Origin of the sequence: Bacillus cereus group sp. BfR-BA-01331 (assembly GCF_022663915.1) — a bacterium.
Lineage (GTDB): Bacteria > Bacillota > Bacilli > Bacillales > Bacillaceae_G > Bacillus_A > Bacillus_A mycoides.
Map to the genome: position 1 here is coordinate 1 of NZ_JAKUGJ010000023.1, position 19,254 is coordinate 19,254.

Consider the following 19,254-nt stretch of genomic DNA (forward strand, 5'->3'; position numbering starts at 1 on the left):
TCACCACTTTTGGAGGATTAGCTCAGCTGGGAGAGCACCTGCCTTACAAGCAGGGGGTCGGCGGTTCGATCCCGTCATCCTCCACCATATATTTTTAAATGTCGGAGGGGTAGCGAAGTGGCTAAACGCGGCGGACTGTAAATCCGCTCCTTTGGGTTCGGCAGTTCGAATCTGCCCCCCTCCACCATTTTCTTTAAAATAACCTGAGAGGGTTTATTTTTTTGAAAAGATAACCATACTAGTAAATATTAATGGGCTATAGCCAAGCGGTAAGGCAACGGACTTTGACTCCGTCATGCGCTGGTTCGAATCCAGCTAGCCCAGCCATTTACGAGCCATTAGCTCAGTTGGTAGAGCATCTGACTTTTAATCAGAGGGTCGAAGGTTCGAATCCTTCATGGCTCATCATTTTCGCGGAAGTAGTTCAGTGGTAGAATACAACCTTGCCAAGGTTGGGGTCGCGGGTTCGAATCCCGTCTTCCGCTTAATTACTAAGGGGCCTTAGCTCAGCTGGGAGAGCGCCTGCCTTGCACGCAGGAGGTCAGCGGTTCGATCCCGCTAGGCTCCATATAAATAGGGAAAGCTTACATCAAATGATGTAAGCTTTTTTTGTGTTTAAATTTCACTCAAAAAGGAAACTTTTCCGTATATCGTTTAAAATGAAAAAAAGGGATTGAATAAGGGGGGATAATTATGAAAGTTGTCATTGCATCGGATTCATATAAAGAAAGCCTGAAAGCTATAGAGGTATGTGAAGCTATTGAAAGGGGCTTTGCAGCAGTTTTTCCTAAAGCAGAGTACGTTAAAGTACCAATTGGAGATGGAGGTGAAGGAACGGTCGAATCTCTTGTTGGTGCTACAATGGGGGAAATTATATCACTTAATGTGACAGGGCCGCTTGGAGAGAGCGTGCAAGCCTATTATGGTATGTCTAAGGATAGGGAGACAGCATTTATTGAAATGGCGGCAGCATCAGGATTACAACACGTTTCAATTGAAAAGAGAAACCCACTTATTACAACGACAAAAGGGACAGGCGAACTGATATTACATGCATTAGGTCAAGGAGCTAAACACATTATTTTAGGGCTTGGAGGAAGTGCTACAAATGATGGTGGGGCAGGTATGTTGTCTGCTTTAGGCGTAGAGTTTATTAATAGGAAAGGTGAAGTAATTGAGCCCTCTGGAGGAACATTACATTTGATTACTGCTCTTAACCTTTCTCGTATGGATACACGTTTGAAGGATATAAAGCTAGAAGCAGCATGTGATGTCGACAATCCATTAGTTGGACCAAAGGGAGCGTCTTTCGTATTTGGGAGACAAAAGGGTGCGAATGTAGAGATGATGAAAGAGCTAGACGGGAATTTAAAACATTATGCTAATATACTTAAACAGTATGTATCTTTTGATGTGTCCCTAATACCTGGTGCAGGGGCAGCTGGAGGAATGGGAGCGGCTGTCGTTGCAGTACTAAAGGGACAGCTAAGAAAAGGGATTGAAATTGTATTAGATTATACAAATTTTGATAAGTGTATAGAGGATGCCGATCTTATTGTAACTGGTGAGGGAAGGATAGATGAACAAACAGCTTATGGAAAAGCTCCTGCTGGTGTCGCGAAGCGGGCGAAATGTCGTCATATTCCTGTAATTGCTATTGGTGGATCTGTATCCTCGAATTATACGACTGTTTACGAAAAGGGAATTGATGCAGTGTTTAGTATTACGGCTAGCCCAATGACATTAGAAGAAGCATATAAAGCGGCAGAAGAGAATATCGAAATGACAGCAAAAAATATTGCAGCAGTGTGGAAACTAGCATCAAAAAAACGCTTCTAAATGTAGAAGTGTTTTTTTTATCCAGTTATTTGAGGGTATCTTGTGTAATCCTAGGTGGTGATGGAGAAAAGCACTGATAAAAATATTAGCTGATAGAAAAGTTAGTTGGTTCATTAAGTTAACTTTATACATAGAATGGTTTAAAAATTGGGATTCTATCGTAAATATAAGTGAATAAAATGTATATCCATGCAGAAAAATGTCGAGTTGAGTCAGACTATATAAAAGATTTAAAATATTTAGTGAAGGCATAAAAGGGGGATACTATCTATGAAAAAAGAAATCTCAGTTATTGGAGTTCCAATGGATTTAGGACAGATGCGTCGTGGGGTTGATATGGGACCAAGCGCGATCCGTTATGCAGGGGTAGTTGAAAGAATTGAACAAATTGGATATGACGTAAAAGATATGGGAGATATATGTATAGAGAGAGAAAAAGAAGTAGATGAAAATACAAAATTACGAAACCTTACTCAAGTTGCAACTGTATGTAACGAACTAGCGACTAAGGTTGATCATATTATAGAAGAAGGTCGTTTTCCACTTGTATTGGGCGGCGATCATAGTATTGCTATCGGTACGTTAGCTGGTGTGGCGAAACATTATAAAAATTTAGGTGTTATTTGGTACGATGCACACGGTGATTTAAATACAGAAGAGACTTCACCATCTGGAAATATTCACGGTATGTCACTTGCTGCAAGTTTAGGATATGGACATTCTTCACTTGTAGACTTATACGGGTCATATCCAAAGGTGAAGAAAGAGAACGTTGTAATTATCGGTGCACGTGCATTAGATGAAGGAGAAAAGGACTTTATTCGTGAAGAAGGCATTAAAGTATTCTCAATGCATGAAATTGATCGTATGGGTATGACGGCTGTTATGGAAGAAACAATTGCGTATTTATCTCATACTGACGGTGTTCATTTATCATTAGATTTAGATGGGCTTGATCCTCATGACGCACCAGGAGTTGGAACACCTGTAATTGGTGGTCTATCGTATCGTGAAAGCCACCTAGCGATGGAAATGTTAGCAGAAGCTGATATTGTTACATCTGCTGAATTTGTTGAAGTAAATACGATTTTAGATGAGAGAAATAGAACAGCAACAACAGCGGTTGCTTTAATGGGTTCTTTATTCGGTGAAAAACTAAAATAAATGTAAGAAAAGCAACTGAGAAGTTGCTTTTTTTATTTGAAAATAGGCGTATAATAATGACTTATATTATACTGTAGGATAAGAAAGTTTGACATCTTACCAATTTAAGCTAAAGGAGGGCGTTTGTAATTGTCGTTTGGTTCATGTATGGTATAATTAACTAGTTGTTGGAAATACATACAGATAGAGCATAAAATAATATTTCAATATATGGATAGAATTGCTCGTAAGTAGGAGGAAGGGTTAGCATGCCTTTTGAAGATACGACCATTTTGAAATATCTTAGTACGGCATTAGATATTGCTGTTGTATGGTTTATTATATATAAGCTAATTCTTATAATTCGGGGCACGAAGGCTGTGCAACTTTTAAAAGGTATTACAGTTATTATTGTCGTCCGGATGATTAGTATTTTACTTGAATTGCATACGCTATATTGGCTAACGGAACAAGTATTAACGTGGGGATTTTTAGCCGTTATTATTATCTTCCAGCCAGAATTGAGAAGAGCACTTGAGCAGCTAGGACGGGGTAGCTTATTTTCGCGTGTGGGAAATCAGGGGGAAGATGAACCTGAAATTGTTGCAACAGCGATAGCTAAAGCAACGGAATATATGGGAAAACGTAGAATTGGTGCACTAATTACTTTGTCAAAAGAGACTGGGATGGATGATTATGTAGAAACGGGTATTCCGCTAAATGCAAATGTATCATCGGAATTACTCATTAATATTTTTATCCCTAATACCCCTCTTCATGATGGAGCAGTAATTATGCAGGGAAGTACAATTAAAGCAGCAGCATGTTACCTTCCTTTATCAGAAAGCCCATTTATTTCTAAGGAGTTAGGAACTAGGCATCGTGCTGCAATGGGAGTTAGTGAAGTCACCGATAGTATTACAGTAGTTGTGTCGGAAGAAACAGGCCAAATTTCTTTAACGAAAAACGGTGAGTTACATCGTGATTTGAAGACAGAACAGCTAAAGGATATGTTGTTAGCTGAATTTAGTGGGAACGAAAAAACGACTTCTTCGTCTTTATGGAATTGGAGGAGAAAGCGTCATGGATAAGTTAATGGAGAATCATTGGTTTTTAAAAGGAATCTCATTACTATTGGCGTGTATGCTTTTTATGTCAGCAACTTTAACTGAAAAAAATACGACATCGAGTATATTACCTTTCGTAAATGAAACGAAAGAAACATTAACTGATTATCCTATTACCCTTAAGTATGATGAAGAGAAATATATTGTAAGTGGTATTCCAGCAGGTGGAGTCAAGGTGAAGTTGGAAGGCCCAAAATCAGCAGTTGCTACAGCAAAAGCAAAAAAACAATTTGATATATCAGTTGATTTGCGAGATAGTCAAAAAGGAACTTATGAAGTTTCTTTAAAAGCGAACGGGCTTCCAGATGATGTGAAGGGGACAGTTCAGCCAGCAACAATTAAAGTCACTCTTCATGAAAAAGCGAAAAAGTATGTTCATGTAGATTTAAAATTATCAAATGAAGACCAGATGCCAGCAGGTGCTACCATTGAGAAATCAAGTATTAAGCCTGACACTGTTGAAGTAGTTGGAACAAAAGAAGAAATAGAAAGTATTTCATCTGCTAAGGCATATATAGATTTAAAAGGTGTTAATAAAACAGTTACAAAAACAGCAGACGTTACATTATACAATAAAGAAGGAAAACGTTTAAATGTAAAAACAAGTCCATCTAAAATAAGTGTAACGGTGAATGTAGCGACACAAGCTACAGCAAATAATGTCGAAAAAACAGTTCCTTTAACATATTCGAAAAAAGGGAATCTACCAGAAGGTTTAGCTGTTACAAATATTAGTGTTGAACCAAAAGAAGTAACGATAGCAGGTCCAAAAGACATTTTGGATAATATACAATCTATAGAGGGGGTCGAGGTAGATCTTAGTCAATTGACGGATTCTACAACATTCGATGCCTCTGTTTTATTGCCAAAAGGTGTAACAAGTGCAAAACCAAATCAAGTGAAGGTTTCCATAGGGGTACAAAAGGTAAAACAAACGAAAAGTAAAACTATTGATGGTATCCCGATTCAAAAAAGTGGAATTCCGAATGATGTTACTGCGCAGCTACTTTCGCCACAAGATGGAAAGATAAGCGTTGATATTTCAGGAGAAGCAAGTATAGTAGATAAAATAACAGCTGCTCAAATAACAGCGGCGATTAATCTGCAAAATGTATCTCCGGGGACGAAAGATGTTTCTATTCAAGTGAGTGGTCCTGGTAATATTTCGATAGAAGCAAAACAAAAAAGTGCTAAAGTCACAATTGTGAAGAAAGAAAAGCCGGATAAAGAAGTACAGGGTAATATTGAACAACCAGATTCAAAAAACAATCAAGAAAATCAAACTGAAAAACCAAAAAATCCTGAACCTAATCCAGAAAAGGATCAGGAAAAAGATAAAGACAAAGAAAAAGAAAATGGCCAAGAAACGAGCCAAGAACCAACAGTAGATAATCAAAAAGAGCACGAAAAAGGAGCGAATAATAATGGGTAAATATTTTGGTACAGACGGAGTACGTGGGGTTGCAAATAAGGAATTAACACCTGAATTAGCTTTTAAAATAGGACGTTTTGGCGGCTATGTATTAACAAAAGATACAGATCGTCCAAAAGTAATTATTGGCCGTGATACACGTGTATCTGGACATATGCTAGAAGGAGCTTTAGTAGCAGGCCTATTATCAACTGGAGCGGAAGTAATGCGCCTTGGTGTTATTTCTACACCAGGTGTGGCTTATTTAACAAAAGCGTTAGGGGCGCAAGCAGGTGTTATGATCTCTGCATCTCATAACCCAGTACAAGATAATGGAATTAAGTTCTTCGGTTCAGATGGATTTAAATTAACAGATGAGCAAGAAGCAGAAATTGAAGCGTTATTAGACAAAGAAGTTGATGAGCTACCACGTCCAACAGGTACTAACCTTGGACAAGTGAGTGATTACTTTGAAGGTGGACAAAAATATTTACAATACATTAAACAAACTGTAGAGGAAGATTTCTCTGGTTTACATATTGCTTTAGATTGTGCACATGGTGCTACATCTTCTTTAGCTCCATATTTATTTGCAGATTTAGAAGCTGATATTTCAACAATGGGAACTTCACCGAACGGTATGAATATTAACGCCGGAGTAGGTTCTACGCATCCAGAAGTATTAGCTGAATTAGTAAAAGAAAAAGGTGCTGACATTGGTCTTGCTTTTGATGGTGACGGAGACCGTTTAATCGCAGTAGACGAAAAAGGAAACATCGTTGATGGCGATCAAATTATGTTTATTTGCGCGAAGTATATGAAAGAAACTGGTCAATTGAAACATAATACAGTTGTTTCAACAGTTATGAGTAACTTAGGTTTCTACAAAGCGCTTGAAGCAAACAATATTACAAGTGATAAAACAGCAGTTGGTGATCGCTACGTAATGGAAGAGATGAAACGTGGTGGATATAACCTGGGCGGAGAACAATCAGGTCATATTATCTTACTTGATTACATTACAACTGGTGATGGAATGTTAAGTGCACTTCAACTTGTAAATATCATGAAAATGACGAAAAAACCATTATCTGAGCTTGCAGGCGAGATGACAAAATTCCCACAATTACTAGTAAATGTTCGTGTAACAGATAAGAAACTAGCACTAGAAAATGAGAAAATTAAAGAAATTATTCGTGTTGTAGAGGAAGAAATGAACGGAGACGGTCGTATTCTTGTTCGTCCATCTGGAACAGAACCACTTATTCGTGTAATGGCAGAAGCACCGACACAAGAAATTTGTGATGGGTATGTACATCGTATTGTAGAAGTTGTGAAAGCTGAAGTTGGCGTTGAATAATTAGCCTATTTTATTTAAAAGGAGCACAAAAAGTGCTCCTTTTTCATATTTTTTATAGACAATGAAAAAAATTTCATTGACGATTTATATTGTTTGTTATACGATGGTCTTGTTCTTTTTCTCAAAGGAAATATTGTAAATTATAAAAGCGCCAGAACTACAAGTAGTGTAGTTGACGAGGTGGAGTTTATCGAGATTTCGGCGGATGACTCCCGGTTGTTCATCACAACCGCAATCTTTTACTTAAAACATTAAGGTGACTTAGTGGACAAAGGTGAAAGTGTGATGAGAGAAGAGGAACGGATGAATACTAGCTGTATAAGTATATACGGACTTTAACCCAATCGAGAGGAAGGTGAAAGCCGTTACAAGCTTACAGGGCTAGCAATATGTAATCCGTTTTTTAGTATAAATAAAAATGGTATCGGACTATGTCGTTACATGTTCGCAGAGCAGTGTAAGCATTTGTAACGGCGACTAAACATGTGTGGAATCGTAGGATTTATTGGAGAGCAAGATGCAAAGGAAATTTTATTAAAAGGTTTAGAAAAGCTAGAATATCGCGGATATGATTCAGCAGGTATTGCAGTACAAGCAGAGAACGGTGTTATTGTATACAAAGAAAAAGGCCGTATTGCAAAACTTCGCGAAGTCGTAGAAGAGAATGTAGCAGCAAGCGTGGGAATCGGTCACACACGCTGGGCTACACACGGTGTTCCAAGCAAATTAAACGCGCATCCGCATCAAAGTACATCAAAACGTTTTACACTAGTTCATAACGGTGTAATTGAAAACTATGAATTAGTGAAAAAAGAATATTTACAAGATGTAACGTTCGTAAGTGAAACAGATACAGAAATTATCGTGCAGCTTATGGAACAACAAGTAAGTACAGGACTAAGTGTAGAAGATGCGTTCCGAAAAACGTTATCTCTTTTACATGGTTCTTACGCAATCGGACTACTTGATGCTGAAAATCCAAACATGATTTATGTTGCTAAAAACAAAAGCCCGCTATTAGTAGGTGCTGGTGATAACTTTAATGTTATTGCAAGCGACGCTATGGCGATGTTACAAGTTACAGATCAATTTATCGAGTTAATGGATAAAGAAATGGTAATCGTAACAAAAGAAAGCATTACAATTAAAAACTTACAAGGTGAAACGATTGAACGTGCACCGTTTACAGCGGAATTAGACGCAAGTGATATTGAAAAAGGAACGTATCCTCATTTCATGCTAAAAGAAATCGACGAGCAACCACTTGTAATCCGTAATATTATTCAAAAGTACCAAGATGAAAATGGCGAAATTGAATTAGATCAAGATATCCGTAATGCGATTTTAGATAGCGATCGTATTTACATCATTGCATGTGGAACAAGTTACCATGCAGGTCTTGTTGGAAAACAATTCATTGAGAAATTTGCGAAAGTACCAGTTGAAGTACATGTAGCAAGTGAATTCTCTTACAACATGCCATTATTAACAGAAAGACCATTCTTCATTTACATTTCACAAAGTGGTGAAACAGCTGATAGCCGTGCAGTACTTGTGCAAACAAATGAAATGGGTCATAAAGCATTAACAATTACAAACGTACCTGGTTCTACGCTTTCTCGTGAAGCTGATTATACACTTCCTTTATATGCGGGACCAGAAATCGCAGTTGCATCGACGAAAGCATACACAGCACAGCTTGCAGTACTTTCAATCTTAGCGGCTGACATTGCAAAAGCAAAAGGTGAGGTTCTTGATTTCGATTTAACACATGAATTAGGACTTGTAGCAAATGCAATGGTAGTACTTTGTGATCAAAAAGAAGAGATGGACGCATTAGCAAAACAATTTTTAGCAACAACGCGTAACTGCTTCTTCATCGGACGTAGCGTAGACTTCTTCGTAGGTTTAGAAGGTGCGTTAAAACTAAAAGAAATCTCTTACATCCAAGCAGAAGGATTTGCTGGAGGAGAATTAAAACACGGTACAATCGCCTTAATCGAAAACGGTACACCAGTTATCGCCCTTGCTACACAAGAGCACGTAAACCTTGGAATTCGTGGTAACGTGAAAGAAGTAGTAGCACGCGGAGCTAACCCATGTATCATTTCAATGAAAGGCTTAGAAATGGAAGGAGACAGCTTCGTATTACCAGCTGTACACGAAGCACTAGCACCGCTAGTAGCAGTTATTCCATTCCAACTTATCTCATACTACGCAGCGCTTCACCGCGAATGTGACGTTGATAAGCCACGTAACTTAGCTAAATCTGTTACTGTTGAGTAGGAGATTGATAGAGTAACTAGATTATTGTAAATTTAAAATAAAGTCACGACGTTTATAAAAAAGTTGTGAAGCTTTGCCCCTTTGGATATGATTATCTAAAGGGGCATTTTTGTGTCGAAAAAAAAGAACATCTAAAATCGATAAGTGGATTAAAGAGGGGCAAGGAACTGGCAGTGGGATTTAAAAAGTATAAAAACCGGCAGACAGCATGAGGTTTTATCGGATTTGGGACGGAACTACTTTTATTTAACTGAATTTTCTGTTGTTTTTTCAGATATTCGTTGATGGAAAAAAAACACTGATTAAAGTTTCACTTTATTGAACAAATTAGATTACTAGACATTACGAGGGGGTTTATTAATGAAGGTGAAAGAAAAAACATATTTAAGTATAGAAGAGATTATTTCATTACCAACCTTATCAAGTACAAATATAAGTGATGACGGCAAAGGCGTAGCATTTGTTAAGAAGACAGCTAACTGGAAAGACAATACATATAGGAATCATATATGGATATATGAAAAAGATAAGGAGCAGAGTTACCCATTAACAACTGGGGATATAGACAGTATACACCCATTATGGTCCCCAGATTCTAGGGATATCGCATACCTTAGCCCAGTTGGTGAGGGGGATAATAAGAAAAATCAAATCTTTGTTAAGTCAATAGATGGTTATAGTGAGTTACAAATTACTGATGAGGAAGAAGGGGTCAGTACATTCAAATGGGAGCCTACTGGTAAAGGTTTTTATTATGTTGCACAGTCAAAAGAATGTGAGGAAATAAAGAAACGTAAAGAGCTATATGGGGACTTCCAACATGCAGGTAAGGAACATCGGAATAATTGTTTATATTACATTGAAATAGAAAAAGTGATACAAAATGATAAAGAGGAACGAGAGGTTAGCGGTCTTTATCAATTAACTGAGGGTAAGGATTTTTATATACATAACTTTGATATTTCAAATGATGGGAAAAAGGTTGTATTTATAGCTACACCAAGCCTAAACGATTATATGAATGGTGATTTATACATATTAGATATTGAAGCTGGAGAACTACAAAAGATGAATATAGATAAGTTGTTGGGAGGGAGCGTTTGCTTTTCTCCTGAAGGTAGCAAAATATGTTACTCAGCAAGCATAAGGGAGAAGGAGTACTATAAGACTCATATACAAGACAGTACATTAGAGATATATGATATGAATACTGGAGAGGTAATTCAGCCTCTAACAAACTTTGATAGTACGGTTATGCCATTACAGTGGACAGATAAGGGGATTTTAATTAGATGGCAGGATAAAACTAATTATCTCATTGGGTTGCTATGTGAGGAAGGCACTGTAGAAATGTTAAGTGAAAACGTAGATGGCTTTATAATGGATGCTTCTATAACAAGGGATGGAAAACATATATCCTATAATAAAGCTATTACAAATGAAACCTTTGAAATCTATTTAGACGATAAAAAAATAACGAATGAAAATATCTTTTTCGAAGGAAAGCTTAAAAGTAATAGGGAAATAATCTCATGGAAAAGTAGTGATGGTCTTGAAATAGAGGGTGTTATATCAACCCCAGTAGAGTTTGATATAAATAAAAAATATCCTTTATTAGTAGTAATCCATGGTGGTCCGGCTTGGGCATCCTTTCCGATATTTTCAGACTGTTTTAATGAGAAATATCCGATTGAACAGTTTGTTGAAAAAGGCTTTATCGTTTTAGAGCCAAACTATAGGGGAAGTTCTGGTTATGGTAATGAATTTTTAAAAGCAAACTATAGAAAACAGGGAATTGCTGACTACGATGATGTTATATCTGGAGTGGATAAACTAGTTGAGCAAGGGATTGCAGATAAAGATAGAGTAGGGGTTATGGGATGGAGTAACGGAGGATATATATCAGCCTTCTGTTCTACGTTTAGTAATAGATTTAAAGCTATTTCAGTTGGGGGCGGAATTACTAACTGGAGTACCCATTATGTAAATACAGATATCCCTTACTTTATTAGAATGCATTTAGGAAATACTCCATGGAATGATCCAGATATATATACGAAAACATCGCCAATGACATATATTAAATCAGCCTGTACGCCTACCTTAATCCAACATGGCGAAAAGGATGCAAGGATTCCAACTTCCAATGCATATGAGCTATATCAAGGGTTAAGGGATATGGAAGTTGATACAGAATTAATTATTTTTAAAGGAATGGCATATAGTTCTGACCAGCCAGGAATTAATGTGGCTATTATGAAGCAGAACTTGATGTGGTTTTCACACTATATTCTTGGAGAAAGTATGAAAGAATTTAGGGTTTTATAATGGCTTGTTTTAGTCTTTAAGCTTTTTAGGTGCTTGAAATAAAGTCGTACACATTTATTCGGTTATATAGGATTGAGTTTAACATTTCGGATAAGGCAAACTGTGAAATGTTTTGGTGTAAATGAGAAAAGAGCCTGAATGTAGGCTCTTTCCTTATTTATATTTAAAAGATGAACTATTCTTATGCAGTTTTATTTAATTTATATGCTTCACGGTTATTTTTTTTGAAAAGTTTTGGGAAAACATAACCATCTAATCCAATACGTCCAGCATTATGTCCTGCAACTAAAATGAACATAGTTAAAATAAGCAGGTTTGGGTTTACACTAACAGTTCCGCTTAATAAAAATGAAAAGTTCATTATGATGCCGAAAAATGCAGCTGTTTTTGTTAATCCACCTAAAATCAAACCTAGCCCTACTAAAATTTCTCCCCATTGAACTAAAAAGCTAAATAGGTCTGCGTTTGGAAGAACAAAATGTTGAAGAAAATCTGCCCACCAACCTTGTACTGCAGGGTGGTCACCTGATGCTTGAGCGATAGCTCCTTTTAGAAAACCACTTGCATCAAAAGACTGTCCAAAAACTTTTCCTATTCCAGCAGCGAGCCATGCATATCCTATGTAAAGTCGTAAAAATAATAATATGAAAGTAGCGCGTTTATCAGTTCTTAAAAAATTGATAACCATTGAAATCCCTCCAATGTATTGTATTTACATGTTTATTATATATCCATTGTGAATAAATTCACAATGGAGGAAATGTGAACAAAAATAGGTTAGGAGTAATTGTTATATTTTTTGTAACATTTCATCTATTTTGGTAGACTAATAATGGAGATATATCAAAAGGAGGCAAAGAGTAGATATGTGGATGAACTTGTAATGATTAGAAATTAGATAGATGAATTTTTCTCTCGTAAGTGAGGGTTTATTTAGCTATCTGTAAATCATTCAAGGACTGCATATTTAGCTTGTAAATCCCTTTTGTAAGGATAGATGCCTATGTGGGGAAATTTATATCTCTTATATAAAATATGCGCCCTTTAACTTTGGAGGAGTATATGATGAATCAATTAAAAAATAAAGTAGCTGTTGTTACAGGTGTAAGTCGTCTAGACGGTATAGGAGCAGCTATTTGCACGGAGTTAGCAGAGGCCGGATACGATATATTTTTTACGTATTGGACAGAATACGATAAAGAGATGCCTTGGGGCGTTGATAAAAATGAACAAATACAATTAAAAGAAAAGTTGATACAAAACGGTGTCAAAGTATCGAGCATGGAGTTAGATCTAACTCAGAATGATGCATCAAATCAGCTTATAAATAAAGTTACTGAACAATTAGGGTACCCTCATATATTAATTAATAATGCAGCATATTCTACAAATAATGATTTCTCTAATTTGACTGCTGAAGAACTAGATAAGCACTACATGGTAAATGTTCGTGCGACTACATTGTTAAGTAGTCAATTTGCCCAAGGTTTTGATAAGAAATCTGGTGGTAGAATTGTGAATATGACGTCGGGACAATTTAAAGGACCTATGGCAGGAGAATTAGCGTATGCAACAACGAAGGGAGCAATTGACGCTCTTACTAGTACGTTGTCAGCGGAAGTGGCCCATTTAGGGATAACAGTGAATGCAATTAATCCAGGTCCAACTAGTACAGGATGGATGACTGAGGAGATAAAGCAAGGATTAAGACCGATGTTTCCTTTCGGCAGAATTGGTGAGCCAAAGGATGCAGCAAGACTTATTAAGTTTTTAGTGAGCGAAGAAGCCGAATGGATTACAGGGCAAGTTATTCATTCAGAAGGTGGATTTAAGAGATAATTTTATAATTAAAAAGAAGGTATCTCATTTCCGTGAGATACCTTCTTTTTAATCTTTCTTCAATCTTCGTGCAACACCATTCCCTAATGACTGTAATCCTTGAACGAGGATAATCAAAATAAAGACTGTTGCATACATTACTTCAGGTTCGTAGCGTAAATGCCCGAATCGATATGCTAAATCACCAAGGCCGCCAGCACCTACAAGTCCAGCCATTGCTGTTGCACCGATTAAGCCGATCGTTGCGATTGTTAATCCAAGTACGAGAGACGGGCGAGCTTCTTTAACCATAACGTGCCAAATGATTTTTAAAGTAGAGACTCCCATTGCTTGATATGCTTCAATGACACCACGGTCCACTTCTAATAAAGCAGTTTCCATTAAACGGGCAATGTAAGGGGCTGTGAAGACAACAAGTGGTACGATAACACCTTGCACGCCAATGGACGTTCCCATTAGAAACTTTGTAAAAGGTAAAATGAAGAATAATAGAATGATAAATGGAAGAGAACGAATGATATTAATAACTGTATTAAGAATAGGATAGATAATTTTATTTTCTCGCTGTCCACCAGGTCTCGTTAAAACAAGTGTGACGCCGAGTGGTAATGCAATAAGAATAGAGATAAGTAGTGAAATAGATGTCATTTGAAAGGTTTGAATTGTTGCTTCCCATATTACGTTACCCCACTCATCCAAAAAGGACTTGTTTCCCATAATCTGTTCTACCTCCTTCTACGATAATTCCTTGTTCTTGTAAAAATGATAAGGCACGGTGTACTTCACTTTTTTCACCTTGCATATGAACGACCAGTTTCCCATATGCCTCATGTTTTAACTGCGTAATATTGCCTGATAAAATATTAGGATATACGTGGAAACGTTTTGTAGCGACAGCTAACGCTGGTTCTCCTGAAGCGGTTCCTATAAATGAAAGTGTTACGATTTCCCCGGTGCTTTGTAGTTCTTTCTGTACCTCTTCTGGAATTTTAGCTGCAAACGCGCTATTTACAAATTTCTTCGTTGTTACATGTTGTGGATCTGTAAAAATGTCCTTCACTGTTCCACTTTCAACGACAGATCCATGTTCCATTACAGCAACTTGGTCACAAATACGCTGGATGACATTCATTTCGTGTGTAATTAGCAAAATCGTAATTCCGATTTCTTCGTTGATCTTTAATAATAAATCAAGAATAGAATCGGTCGTTTCCGGATCTAATGCGCTCGTTGCTTCATCACTTAATAAAACTTCTGGCTCATGAGATAGTGCGCGAGCGATTGCTACACGTTGTTTTTGACCACCAGATAATTCACTTGGATAAGCATCTTTTTTATTAAAGAGATCAACAATGCGTAAATACTTTTCTACCCTTTTTTCAATTTCATTTTTGGGAAGACCAGATAGACGTAAGGGTAGTGCGATGTTTTCATAAACGGTAACGGTTTTAAGTAAATTGAATCCTTGAAAAATCATGCCGATTTTTTGTCTCGCTTTTGCGAGTTCTTTCGTCGATAAGGTGGTTAAATCTTGTTCGTTTATAATGATATTTCCTGTCGTTGGTTTTTCTAATAAATTTACACAACGAATTAATGTGCTTTTACCAGCGCCGCTATATCCGATGATTCCAAATACTTCACCCTTTTTTACTTTAAGGGAAGTTGGTTTAAGGGCCTCAACATTCCCTTTTTTTGTTGTAAATACTTTGGAGACGTTTTTTAATTCAATCATTATAGTCAGCTCCTACCAAGACGGTAAAACAGAACCATCGAATTTTTTCTCAATGAAATCTTTTACTTCTTTAGATTGATAAGCTTTCTTTAATTTATTAACAACAGCATCATCTTTATTTTCAGTACGAACAACGACCCAATTCACATATGGTGAATCTTTTCCTTCGCGGAAAATGGAGTCTTTTGCTGGGCTTAATTTTGCACCTAATGCAAAGTTTGTATTAATTGCAGCTGTTTTCACTTCACCTAGCTGCGTTGGTAATTGAGATGCCTCTAATTCAACAATCTTTAAATTTTTCGGATTTTCAATTACATCTTTTGCAGTCGCTTTTTCTGTAGCTTTTGGATCAACTTTTAAAACACCTGCTTTTTCAAATAGCTTTAAAGCACGCAACTCATTTGTTGGGTCATTTGGGACAGCAATTGCGTCGCCCTCTTTTAATTCTTTTACATCTTTTAAGTTTTTAGAGTATATACCCATAGGGAATGTTACTGTGGAAAATACTTCAGTTAATTTCATATTACGTTCAGCTTTAAATACGTCTAAATAAGATTTTGTTTGGTAGCTATTTACATCGAGGCTTTTTTCATCTAAAGATACGTTTGGTGCTACATAATCATTAAATACCTTTATATCGATTTGGAGGCCATCTTTTGCTGCAACTTCTTTCACCTTTTCAAAAATTTGTTCATGCGGTCCGCCTGTTACACCAACTGTAATCTTTTTCTCATCTAATGCTTTTACCTCTTTATCAGAATTAGCACCACATGCACCTAACAATAATACAGCTCCACTTACAATACTTAATAATATCTTTTTCATCTATAATTCCCCCTTAATATACGTTCCAAAATAAAAAGCACCTCTCAAAAATAAGAGAGGTGCCGAATAGACGAAATAGGTTCCTCTCTTATCTTCCAAAACGAAAATCGTTCTGCAGGAATTAGCACCTTAGCTTATATGTTATAAGCTCGGTTGCCGGGCATCATCGGGCCAGTCCCTCCGCCACTCTTGATAAGAGTATGTGTATGTAGTTTTTAAATATGGTACTAATAGTAAATCTTACAAAAGGAATTGTCAATGTTATTTTCTGAATATATTTTATTTTAAGGTAATCGAAACATTGCCTTTCTTATGTCCCATCTCTACATACGTATGAGCTTCTGAAACTTCTTCCAATCGGTAAGTTCTATCAATAACAGGTTTTAGCTTTTCTGTTTCAGCTAGTTGTTTTAATAGGTTCATATCGTCTTTACTGACCTTTGCCATTGTTCCATTAACAGATACGTATTTTCCATTAGGCGTTAACGCTCTTTCACAAAGGGATTTTTTATACTTTCCAACTGCATCAAATATAATATCGTAGCGTTCGCCTCGTTCAGCAAAATCTTCTTTCATATAATCAATTACGTTATCAGCCCCTAAAGATTGCACTAGCTCAAAATTTGAATTACTACAAACAGCTGTAACAGTCGCGCCGAAATATTTAGCAAGTTGTACAGCGGCAGTACCTACTGATCCGGAAGCGCCATATATAAGTACTTGCTGTCCTTTTTTTATGTGTCCTTTTCTCAAAAAATGTAATGCTGAAGTTCCGCCGAAAGGAATAACTGCAGCTTCATCATACGTCACATTGGTAGGTTTTAATGCTATCAATCCGCTTTCATGTACACATGTGTATTCAGCATAACCACCAACGTTAAGTCCTGTTAATGCAAAGATGTAATCTCCTTTTTTGAATTGAGTTACATCCGTTCCTACTTCCTCAATTTCACCAGATAACTCTACACCGAGTATAGGCTTTCTTGGTTTTCTAAAACCTAATACAATTCGCATAGGAATCCAAAATAAAAGGGGACTAGTAAAGCTTCGCATTCTACAATCTCCAGTAGTTACACTTGTTGCGTGAATCTTAACTAACACTTCATTCTTTTTAGGAGTGGGTTTCTTTACGTCTTGAAGCTTGAGAACGTTAGGTGGCCCGTATTTTGTGCAAATAATTGCTTTCATAATGACCTCCTGAATTTAGTTGTTTTTATTTACATCATATTTAAGTATTTTTTAAATCATGCTTATAGTTTCACTTCATAATAAGTAAAAGAAAGCTAGTTCTTTTTTACAGTGTAGTATTTTCCTTTTAAGAAAGTAGGTACAATAAGAATAGAGAGAAGTACTAGTGAGATTAGAATTTCAAACGAGGAGAGTGCCATTTGGAAAAAAGAAAGATAGTAGTTGTTATTGTAGCGTATACAGTGTTGCTCGCGACTTCTATATATACATACAAAGAGCAACTGGATCATCCTATTATGAGTGATGTAGGGAAGTTGCTTCCAACGAAAATTAAACGTGTTGAAAATGCTGAGGATGAAAGTTCATTAAAAAAGTTAGTACAAGATGCAACTGTTTCTGGAGAGAAGATTTCTATTGCAGGTATGCAACATAGCCAAGGCGGACAGACGTATTATCCGAACGGTACGATGCTTGATATGAAAGGGTATAATGAAATATTAGAATTCGATCCGGAGAAGAAGAGGATTAGGGTGCAAAGCGGTGTCACATGGAATGACATTCAAAAGAAAATCAATCCATATGGTCTTGCAGTTCAAGTGATGCAATCTCAAAATATTTTTACTGTTGGTGGTTCATTAAGTGTAAATGTACATGGGCGTGATATTCGTCATGAAGCATTGATTGATACAGTAGAGTCGTTCAGATTGTTAATGGCAGATGGTACAGTACGTAATGTAAGTAGAGAAGAAAATGCTGACTTGTTTCCGTATGTAATTGGGGGATACGGATTGTTTGGTGTGATTTTAGATGTGACGCTACAGTTAACAAACGATGAATTGTATGAAACGCATACGAAGGTACTAGATTATAAAGAATACTCTTCATACTTTAAGAATAAAGTGCGAAGGGACGAGAATATACGTATGCATTTAGCACGTATTTCTGTTGCCCCAAATTCATTTTTAAAAGAAATGTATGTGACAGATTATGTACTGGCAGAAGATCAACAGAAGTTGAAAGAGTACAGCAAATTAAAAGAAGAAAATATTATAGCTGCGCCGAAATTCTTACTTGGGTTATCGCGTTATAGTGACTGGGGAAAGGGCGCATTTTGGGATATACAAAGAAGTTATTTTGAACGTACAGATGGTAAGTACGAAACTCGAAATAACGTAATGAGATCAGATAGTGCTTTTATGGAATACGATAATCCAAACTTGACCGAAGTTTTACAAGAGTACTTTGTACCGATAGATGGTTTTGCAGAGTATATAGATGATTTGCGAATAGTTTTAAATGAAGAGGAATTAAACCTTCTTAACATTACAATCCGCTATGTAGAAAAGAATGAGAATGCGGTGCTATCTTATGCGAAAGATGATATGTTTGCGCTTGTGCTTCTAATTAATCAAGGGCGTTCTGAGGATGAAATAAAGAAAACAAAAGTGGTCATTCAGAAGATGATTGATGTTACTTTAAAGCATAATGGAAGTTATTATTTACCGTATTATTCTTATCCGGAAAAGGGGCAACTAAAGAAAGCGTATCCTCGCATAGAAGAATTCCTTCGGAAGAAGAAGGAAGTAGATCCAGAGGAAAGGTTTGTGAATTTATTTTATAAGGAGTATAGCAAATGACATATAGAAGATTTGTAGCCTCACAAAGCATTATTATGATGGCGGGTAGTATGGTATTTCCTTTTTATATACTATTGCTTCGAAATGTAGGAAATAGTTTCTCGCAATTTGGCTGGGCGTACGGCTTATTTGCCTTAACTTCAGCTCTAGTATATCCGTTAGTTGGGAGAATTTCTGACAGAGTGGGAGATAGAAAGCTATTAATTGTATACGCTTGGTCTATGGCTATATTAATGCTTTGTTTTCCTATTGCAACAGAAGTTTGGCATGTATACATTCTCCAAATTTTAATGGGTATTTTAGGTGCTGTGCAGCGCAATACGGAGAAGACGTCGTTAGCACGAAAGGTAGAACAGAAAAAAGCTGGTTATGAGATTGGAAAATATCATGTGTGGACATCGGTTGGAGGAGCAGTAGCAGTTATTGCAACGGGATATTTAGTAGATTTCTTTACGATTGGCACCATTTTTTATATTGCATCTATTTTATATGCAGTGAGTGGAATTGTATTAAGTAGCAAAAAAATATAATCATACCCA

At 36.7% G+C, this 19,254-nt stretch carries 15 protein-coding genes, 6 tRNA genes, 2 pseudogenes and 1 riboswitch; of the genes and pseudogenes, 18 read left to right on the forward strand and 5 right to left on the reverse strand.

What is annotated here, in order from left to right; translation table 11 throughout:
• The first annotated feature begins 11 nt into the window (after window positions 1-11).
• The 15 genes and pseudogenes from MR155_RS25495 to MR155_RS25560 all read left to right on the forward strand — a co-directional run bounded on the left by MR155_RS25495 (window position 12) and on the right by MR155_RS25560 (window position 11,494).
• Window positions 12-87, forward strand: a tRNA-Val gene (locus MR155_RS25495).
• 16 nt (window positions 88-103) lie between these two features.
• A tRNA-Tyr gene (locus MR155_RS25500) sits at window positions 104-187 on the forward strand.
• A gap of 65 nt (window positions 188-252) precedes the next feature.
• Window positions 253-327 (forward strand) — tRNA-Gln (locus MR155_RS25505).
• Between the two features lie 5 nt (window positions 328-332).
• A tRNA-Lys gene (locus tag MR155_RS25510) sits at window positions 333-405 on the forward strand.
• Window positions 406-413: 8 nt separating this feature from the next.
• Window positions 414-485 (forward strand) — tRNA-Gly (locus MR155_RS25515).
• A 10-nt stretch (window positions 486-495) separates the two neighbouring features.
• A tRNA-Ala gene (locus tag MR155_RS25520) sits at window positions 496-568 on the forward strand.
• Between the two features lie 125 nt (window positions 569-693).
• A complete protein-coding gene (locus MR155_RS25525; RefSeq protein WP_242311447.1) occupies window positions 694-1,839 on the forward strand; it encodes a glycerate kinase in 1,146 nt (381 codons plus the stop codon).
• 270 nt (window positions 1,840-2,109) lie between these two features.
• Window positions 2,110-3,003, forward strand: a complete 894-nt coding sequence (gene rocF, locus MR155_RS25530) for an arginase (RefSeq protein ID WP_113938306.1) — start codon at window positions 2,110-2,112, stop codon at window positions 3,001-3,003.
• A gap of 248 nt (window positions 3,004-3,251) precedes the next feature.
• A complete protein-coding gene (cdaA, locus tag MR155_RS25535) occupies window positions 3,252-4,073 on the forward strand; it encodes a diadenylate cyclase CdaA (RefSeq protein ID WP_002091475.1) in 822 nt (273 codons plus the stop codon).
• Window positions 4,066-5,541: a CdaR family protein gene (locus MR155_RS25540; protein WP_219300666.1), complete on the forward strand. Its 1,476-nt coding sequence runs from the start codon at window positions 4,066-4,068 to the stop codon at window positions 5,539-5,541. Before cdaA ends, MR155_RS25540 begins: the two co-directional genes overlap by 8 nt.
• Window positions 5,534-6,880 carry a phosphoglucosamine mutase gene (gene glmM / locus MR155_RS25545; protein ID WP_002139928.1) on the forward strand — a complete coding sequence of 449 codons (1,347 nt, stop codon included), beginning with the start codon at window positions 5,534-5,536 and terminating at the stop codon, window positions 6,878-6,880. Before MR155_RS25540 ends, glmM begins: the two co-directional genes overlap by 8 nt.
• 285 nt (window positions 6,881-7,165) lie before the next feature.
• Window positions 7,166-7,351 (forward strand): annotated as a pseudogene (locus MR155_RS25550) (hypothetical protein).
• Between the two features lie 12 nt (window positions 7,352-7,363).
• A complete protein-coding gene (gene glmS / locus MR155_RS25555) occupies window positions 7,364-9,166 on the forward strand; it encodes a glutamine--fructose-6-phosphate transaminase (isomerizing) (protein ID WP_002139926.1) in 1,803 nt (600 codons plus the stop codon).
• A gap of 109 nt (window positions 9,167-9,275) precedes the next feature.
• Window positions 9,276-9,448, forward strand: a pseudogene (locus MR155_RS32075) (TnsA endonuclease N-terminal domain-containing protein); the annotation flags it as partial.
• A 78-nt stretch (window positions 9,449-9,526) separates the two neighbouring features.
• On the forward strand, window positions 9,527-11,494 hold the full coding sequence (locus MR155_RS25560) for a S9 family peptidase (RefSeq protein ID WP_242311448.1): 1,968 nt from the start codon (window positions 9,527-9,529) through the stop codon (window positions 11,492-11,494).
• A 181-nt stretch (window positions 11,495-11,675) separates the two neighbouring features.
• Here the strand turns inward: MR155_RS25560 and MR155_RS25565 are convergent, their stop codons facing one another.
• Window positions 11,676-12,182 (reverse strand): DoxX family membrane protein, encoded by a 507-nt coding sequence (locus tag MR155_RS25565; RefSeq protein WP_242311449.1) that lies wholly within the window; start codon window positions 12,180-12,182, stop codon window positions 11,676-11,678.
• Window positions 12,183-12,556: 374 nt separating this feature from the next.
• On the opposite strand from MR155_RS25565, the gene MR155_RS25570 reads away from it, so the two are divergent.
• The gene (locus MR155_RS25570) at window positions 12,557-13,333 is read left to right on the forward strand and encodes an SDR family oxidoreductase (protein ID WP_002124715.1); all 777 of its coding nucleotides are present in this window, start codon (window positions 12,557-12,559) and stop codon (window positions 13,331-13,333) included.
• A 48-nt stretch (window positions 13,334-13,381) separates the two neighbouring features.
• On the opposite strand, the gene MR155_RS25575 is transcribed toward MR155_RS25570, so the two are convergent.
• The 4 genes from MR155_RS25575 to MR155_RS25590 form a co-directional block, all read right to left on the reverse strand.
• Window positions 13,382-14,050 carry a methionine ABC transporter permease gene (locus tag MR155_RS25575; RefSeq protein ID WP_002124718.1) on the reverse strand — a complete coding sequence of 223 codons (669 nt, stop codon included), beginning with the start codon at window positions 14,048-14,050 and terminating at the stop codon, window positions 13,382-13,384.
• The gene (locus MR155_RS25580) at window positions 14,025-15,065 is read right to left on the reverse strand and encodes a methionine ABC transporter ATP-binding protein (RefSeq protein WP_242311450.1); all 1,041 of its coding nucleotides are present in this window, start codon (window positions 15,063-15,065) and stop codon (window positions 14,025-14,027) included. The genes MR155_RS25575 and MR155_RS25580 overlap by 26 nt, the downstream gene beginning before the upstream one ends.
• A gap of 12 nt (window positions 15,066-15,077) precedes the next feature.
• On the reverse strand, window positions 15,078-15,890 hold the full coding sequence (locus MR155_RS25585) for a MetQ/NlpA family ABC transporter substrate-binding protein (protein ID WP_242311451.1): 813 nt from the start codon (window positions 15,888-15,890) through the stop codon (window positions 15,078-15,080).
• A gap of 85 nt (window positions 15,891-15,975) precedes the next feature.
• Window positions 15,976-16,089: riboswitch (SAM riboswitch) on the reverse strand.
• An 80-nt stretch (window positions 16,090-16,169) separates the two neighbouring features.
• Window positions 16,170-17,078, reverse strand: a complete 909-nt coding sequence (locus MR155_RS25590; protein WP_242311452.1) for an NAD(P)-dependent alcohol dehydrogenase — start codon at window positions 17,076-17,078, stop codon at window positions 16,170-16,172.
• Between the two features lie 200 nt (window positions 17,079-17,278).
• Here MR155_RS25590 and MR155_RS25595 point away from each other — a divergent pair, with 200 nt between their 5' ends.
• Window positions 17,279-18,715: an FAD-binding oxidoreductase gene (locus tag MR155_RS25595; protein WP_219300651.1), complete on the forward strand. Its 1,437-nt coding sequence runs from the start codon at window positions 17,279-17,281 to the stop codon at window positions 18,713-18,715.
• Window positions 18,712-19,245 carry an MFS transporter gene (locus MR155_RS25600; RefSeq protein ID WP_242311453.1) on the forward strand — a complete coding sequence of 178 codons (534 nt, stop codon included), beginning with the start codon at window positions 18,712-18,714 and terminating at the stop codon, window positions 19,243-19,245. The genes MR155_RS25595 and MR155_RS25600 overlap by 4 nt, the downstream gene beginning before the upstream one ends.
• Window positions 19,246-19,254: the final 9 nt, after the last annotated feature.

Bases quoted from the DNA above. Each gene is read 5' to 3' on its own strand.
- MR155_RS25525 (WP_242311447.1), top strand. From the start codon at position 694: ATGAAAGTTGTCATTGCATCGGATTCATATAAAGAAAGCCTGAAAGCT.
- rocF (WP_113938306.1), top strand. From the start codon at position 2,110: ATGAAAAAAGAAATCTCAGTTATTGGAGTTCCAATGGATTTAGGACAG.
- cdaA (WP_002091475.1), top strand. From the start codon at position 3,252: ATGCCTTTTGAAGATACGACCATTTTGAAATATCTTAGTACGGCATTA.
- MR155_RS25540 (WP_219300666.1), top strand. From the start codon at position 4,066: ATGGATAAGTTAATGGAGAATCATTGGTTTTTAAAAGGAATCTCATTA.
- glmM (WP_002139928.1), top strand. From the start codon at position 5,534: ATGGGTAAATATTTTGGTACAGACGGAGTACGTGGGGTTGCAAATAAG.
- glmS (WP_002139926.1), top strand. From the start codon at position 7,364: ATGTGTGGAATCGTAGGATTTATTGGAGAGCAAGATGCAAAGGAAATT.
- MR155_RS25560 (WP_242311448.1), top strand. From the start codon at position 9,527: ATGAAGGTGAAAGAAAAAACATATTTAAGTATAGAAGAGATTATTTCA.
- MR155_RS25565 (WP_242311449.1), bottom strand. From the start codon at position 12,182: ATGGTTATCAATTTTTTAAGAACTGATAAACGCGCTACTTTCATATTA.
- MR155_RS25570 (WP_002124715.1), top strand. From the start codon at position 12,557: ATGATGAATCAATTAAAAAATAAAGTAGCTGTTGTTACAGGTGTAAGT.
- MR155_RS25575 (WP_002124718.1), bottom strand. From the start codon at position 14,050: ATGGGAAACAAGTCCTTTTTGGATGAGTGGGGTAACGTAATATGGGAA.
- MR155_RS25580 (WP_242311450.1), bottom strand. From the start codon at position 15,065: ATGATTGAATTAAAAAACGTCTCCAAAGTATTTACAACAAAAAAAGGG.
- MR155_RS25585 (WP_242311451.1), bottom strand. From the start codon at position 15,890: ATGAAAAAGATATTATTAAGTATTGTAAGTGGAGCTGTATTATTGTTA.
- MR155_RS25590 (WP_242311452.1), bottom strand. From the start codon at position 17,078: ATGAAAGCAATTATTTGCACAAAATACGGGCCACCTAACGTTCTCAAG.
- MR155_RS25600 (WP_242311453.1), top strand. From the start codon at position 18,712: ATGACATATAGAAGATTTGTAGCCTCACAAAGCATTATTATGATGGCG.